This is a genomic window from Escherichia sp. WS1265 (genome assembly GCF_046487585.1).
Lineage (GTDB): Bacteria > Pseudomonadota > Gammaproteobacteria > Enterobacterales > Enterobacteriaceae > Escherichia > Escherichia coli.
In genome coordinates, this window is the sequence record NZ_JBJQJE010000047.1 from 1 (window position 1) to 4,519 (window position 4,519).

Below are 4,519 nucleotides of genomic sequence, written 5' to 3' on the forward strand. Positions count from 1 at the left end.
GCAAGGCTGGGACGGAAGTCACTGTCGTTCTCAAAATCGGTGGAGCTGCATGACAAGGTCATCGGGCATTATCTGAACATAAAACACTATCAGTAAGTTGGAGTCATTACCCCGAATTACACTTAAAACGACTCAACAGCTTAACGTTGGCTTGCCACGCATTACTTGACTGTAAAACTCTCACTCTTACCGAACTTGGCCGTAACCTGCCAACCAAAGCGAGAACAAAACATAACATCAAACGAATCGACCGATTGTTAGGTAATCGTCACCTCCACAAAGAGCGACTCGCTGTATACCGTTGGCATGCTAGCTTTATCTGTTCGGGCAATACGATGCCCATTGTACTTGTTGACTGGTCTGATATTCGTGAGCAAAAACGACTTATGGTATTGCGAGCTTCAGTCGCACTACACGGTCGTTCTGTTACTCTTTATGAGAAAGCGTTCCCGCTTTCAGAGCAATGTTCAAAGAAAGCTCATGACCAATTTCTAGCCGACCTTGCGAGCATTCTACCGAGTAACACCACACCGCTCATTGTCAGTGATGCTGGCTTTAAAGTGCCATGGTATAAATCCGTTGAGAAGCTGGGTTGGTACTGGTTAAGTCGAGTAAGAGGAAAAGTACAATATGCAGACCTAGGAGCGGAAAACTGGAAACCTATCAGCAACTTACATGATATGTCATCTAGTCACTCAAAGACTTTAGGCTATAAGAGGCTGACTAAAAGCAATCCAATCTCATGCCAAATTCTATTGTATAAATCTCGCTCTAAAGGCCGAAAAAATCAGCGCTCGACACGGACTCATTGTCACCACCCGTCACCTAAAATCTACTCAGCGTCGGCAAAGGAGCCATGGGTTCTAGCAACTAACTTACCTGTTGAAATTCGAACACCCAAACAACTTGTTAATATCTATTCGAAGCGAATGCAGATTGAAGAAACCTTCCGAGACTTGAAAAGTCCTGCCTACGGACTAGGCCTACGCCATAGCCGAACGAGCAGCTCAGAGCGTTTTGATATCATGCTGCTAATCGCCCTGATGCTTCAACTAACATGTTGGCTTGCGGGCGTTCATGCTCAGAAACAAGGTTGGGACAAGCACTTCCAGGCTAACACAGTCAGAAATCGAAACGTACTCTCAACAGTTCGCTTAGGCATGGAAGTTTTGCGGCATTCTGGCTACACAATAACAAGGGAAGACTTACTCGTGGCTGCAACCCTACTAGCTCAAAATTTATTCACACATGGTTACGCTTTGGGGAAATTATGAGGGGATCTCTCAGTGCATTGCCTCCAATTCCCATAATTTATTACGCCGATAATAACTTGGTGTAACCTTAAAAATGTACTTAAATCGACGTGTAAAAGATTGTTGGGAATCAAATTGATATTTTAATGCGATCTCAAGGATAGTTTTTTTCGTCAACCTCAACTCAACAGCCGCTTTCGTCAAACGACGAGCACGAATATAGCTAGCCAGTGTGACCCCTGTTACTTTTTTGAACAGCCGCTGAAAATACCACTTGGTATAACCCGCTTTATTCGCCACATCATCAAGCAGTAAAGACTGATCTAAATTATGTTCAATCCATAATAGAACATCTTTGATAACCGTTGTATGAAACTGCTTATCATCATATCTTAATTGGATGTTATTAGCTTTATTTTGATAGCGAGAATGCTGTTCAATATACATAAAATAACCTAAATGTTCTTAAGATTGTCACGACCACATCATCATGATACCATAAACATACTGACGGTATGTTATTTTAAATCTATCATGGAAAATAAAAATCATCAACAAGAAAATTTTAAGAGTACCTATCAATCACTGGTTAACTCAGCACGAATATTGTTTGTTGAAAAAGGCTATCAAGCTGTTTCAATAGATGAGATCTCGGGAAAAGCGTTGGTGACCAAAGGTGCCTTTTATCATCACTTTAAAAATAAAAAACAATTACTCAGTGCCTGTTATAAGCAGCAATTAATTATGATTGATGCCTACATCACAACAAAAACTGATTTAACAAATGGTTGGTCTGCCTTAGAAAGTATATTTGAACATTATCTTGATTATATTATTGATAATAATAAAAACCTTATCCCTATCCAAGAAGTGATGCCTATCATTGGTTGGAATGAACTTGAAAAAATTAGCCTTGAATACATTACTGGTAAGGTAAACGCCATTGTCAGCAAATTGATCCAAGAGAACCAACTTAAAGCTTATGATGATGATGTGCTTAAAAACTTACTCAATGGCTGGTTTATGCATATCGCAATACATGCGAAAAACCTAAAAGAGCTTGCCGATAAAAAAGGCCAATTTATTGCTATTTACCGCGGCTTTTTATTGAGCTTGAAAGATAAATAAAATAGATAGGTTTTATTTGAAGCTAAATCTTCTTTATCGTAAAAAATGCCCTCTTGGGTTATCAAGAGGGTCATTATATTTCGCGGAATAACATCATTTGGTGACGAAATAACTAAGCACTTGTCTCCTGTTTACTCCCCTGAGCTTGAGGGGTTAACATGAAGGTCATCGATAGCAGGATAATAATACAGTAAAACGCTAAACCAATAATCCAAATCCAGCCATCCCAAATTGGTAGTGAATGATTATAAATAACAGCAAACAGTAATGGGCCAATAACACCGGTTGCATTGGTAAGGCTCACCAATAATCCCTGTAAAGCACCTTGCTGATGACTCTTTGTTTGGATAGACATCACTCCCTGTAATGCAGGTAAAGCGATCCCACCACCAGCCAATAAAATTAAAACAGGGAAAACTAACCAACCTTCAGATATAAACGCTAAAAAGGCAAATGCACTACTATCTGCAATAAATCCGAGCAGTACTGCCGTTTTTTCGCCCCATTTAGTGGCTATTCTTCCTGCCACAAAGGCTTGGAATACTGAGTGTAAAAGACCAAGACCCGCTAATGAAAAGCCAACCATCATGCTATTCCATCCAAAACGATTTTCGGTAAATAGCACCCACACCGTTGCGGGAATTTGGCCTATCAATTGCGCTGAAAAATAAATAATCAACAAAATGGGCATCGTTTTAAATAAAGTGATGTATACCGAATTCGATTGCGTCTCAACCCCTACTTCGGTATCTGTATTATCACGTGTATTTTTGGTTTCACGGAACCAAAACATAACCACAAGGAAAGCGACAATATTTAGCAACGCAGCGATAAAAAAGGGACTATGCGGTGAAATCTCTCCTGCAAAACCACCAATAATAGGCCCCGCTATTAAACCAAGCCCAAAACTTGCCCCTAACCAACCGAACCACTTCACGCGTTGAGAAGCTGAGGTGGTATCGGCAATGACCGATGCCGCGACAGCCCCAGTAGCTCCTGTGATCCCTGAAAGCAAACGGCCTAAATACAGCATCCAAAGCGCACTTGAAAAAGCCAGCAATAAGTAATCCAGCGATGCGCCTATTAATGACAACAACAGCACTGGGCGCCGACCAAATCGGTCAGACATTTTTCCAAGCCAAGGAGCAAAGATAACCTGCATTAACGCATAAAGTGCAAGCAATACGCCAAAGTGGTTAGCGATATCTTCCGAAGCAATAAATTCACGTAATAACGTTGGCAAGACTGGCATGATAAGGCCAATCCCCATGGCATCGAGTAACGTAATTACCAATGCGATCTTTGTCGAACTATTCATTTCACTTTTCTCTATCACTGATAGGGAGTGGTAAAATAACTCTATCAATGATAGAGTGTCAACAAAAATTAGGAATTAATGATGTCTAGATTAGATAAAAGTAAAGTGATTAACAGCGCATTAGAGCTGCTTAATGAGGTCGGAATCGAAGGTTTAACAACCCGTAAACTCGCCCAGAAGCTAGGTGTAGAGCAGCCTACATTGTATTGGCATGTAAAAAATAAGCGGGCTTTGCTCGACGCCTTAGCCATTGAGATGTTAGATAGGCACCATACTCACTTTTGCCCTTTAGAAGGGGAAAGCTGGCAAGATTTTTTACGTAATAACGCTAAAAGTTTTAGATGTGCTTTACTAAGTCATCGCGATGGAGCAAAAGTACATTTAGGTACACGGCCTACAGAAAAACAGTATGAAACTCTCGAAAATCAATTAGCCTTTTTATGCCAACAAGGTTTTTCACTAGAGAATGCATTATATGCACTCAGCGCTGTGGGGCATTTTACTTTAGGTTGCGTATTGGAAGATCAAGAGCATCAAGTCGCTAAAGAAGAAAGGGAAACACCTACTACTGATAGTATGCCGCCATTATTACGACAAGCTATCGAATTATTTGATCACCAAGGTGCAGAGCCAGCCTTCTTATTCGGCCTTGAATTGATCATATGCGGATTAGAAAAACAACTTAAATGTGAAAGTGGGTCTTAAAAGCGGTAATGACTCCAACTTATTGATAGTGTTTTATGTTCAGATAATGCCCGATGACTTTGTCATGCAGCTCCACCGATTTTGAGAACGACAGCGACTTCCGTCCCAGCCGTGC

At 40.7% G+C, this 4,519-nt stretch carries 5 protein-coding genes and 2 pseudogenes; 4 read left to right on the forward strand and 3 right to left on the reverse strand.

Features of this window, described 5'->3' with window-relative positions; genetic code table 11:
- Positions 1–96, forward strand: a 96-nt coding sequence (locus tag ACJHX3_RS24330) for an IS1 family transposase (protein WP_000851394.1), incomplete at its 5' end; no start/stop codon positions are given.
- Positions 97–110: 14 nt separating this feature from the next.
- A pseudogene (locus tag ACJHX3_RS24335) lies at positions 111–1,274 on the forward strand (IS4-like element ISVsa5 family transposase); the annotation flags it as partial.
- Between the two features lie 30 nt (positions 1,275–1,304).
- On the opposite strand, the pseudogene ACJHX3_RS24340 reads toward ACJHX3_RS24335, so the two are convergent.
- Positions 1,305–1,700: pseudogene (locus tag ACJHX3_RS24340) on the reverse strand (helix-turn-helix domain-containing protein); the annotation flags it as partial.
- 87 nt (positions 1,701–1,787) lie between these two features.
- On the opposite strand from ACJHX3_RS24340, the gene tetC reads away from it, so the two are divergent.
- A complete protein-coding gene (tetC, locus tag ACJHX3_RS24345) occupies positions 1,788–2,381 on the forward strand; it encodes a tetracyline resistance-associated transcriptional repressor TetC (RefSeq protein WP_000428546.1) in 594 nt (197 codons plus the stop codon).
- Between the two features lie 112 nt (positions 2,382–2,493).
- On the opposite strand, the gene tet(B) is transcribed toward tetC, so the two are convergent.
- Positions 2,494–3,699 (reverse strand): tetracycline efflux MFS transporter Tet(B), encoded by a 1,206-nt coding sequence (gene tet(B) / locus ACJHX3_RS24350; RefSeq protein ID WP_001089068.1) that lies wholly within the window; start codon positions 3,697–3,699, stop codon positions 2,494–2,496.
- 81 nt (positions 3,700–3,780) lie between these two features.
- Between tet(B) and tetR(B) the strand changes: the two genes are divergently transcribed.
- Entirely contained in the window at positions 3,781–4,404 is a 624-nt protein-coding gene (gene tetR(B), locus ACJHX3_RS24355; RefSeq protein WP_000088605.1) for a tetracycline resistance transcriptional repressor TetR(B), read from the forward strand.
- A 19-nt stretch (positions 4,405–4,423) separates the two neighbouring features.
- Here tetR(B) and ACJHX3_RS24360 read toward each other — a convergent pair.
- The coding region (locus ACJHX3_RS24360; protein ID WP_000851394.1) for an IS1 family transposase at positions 4,424–4,519 on the reverse strand (96 nt) is incomplete at its 5' end.

What these genes read in the sequence shown, in the direction of transcription:
- tetC (WP_000428546.1), top strand. Translation starts at nt 1,788, where the DNA reads ATGGAAAATAAAAATCATCAACAAGAAAATTTTAAGAGTACCTATCAA.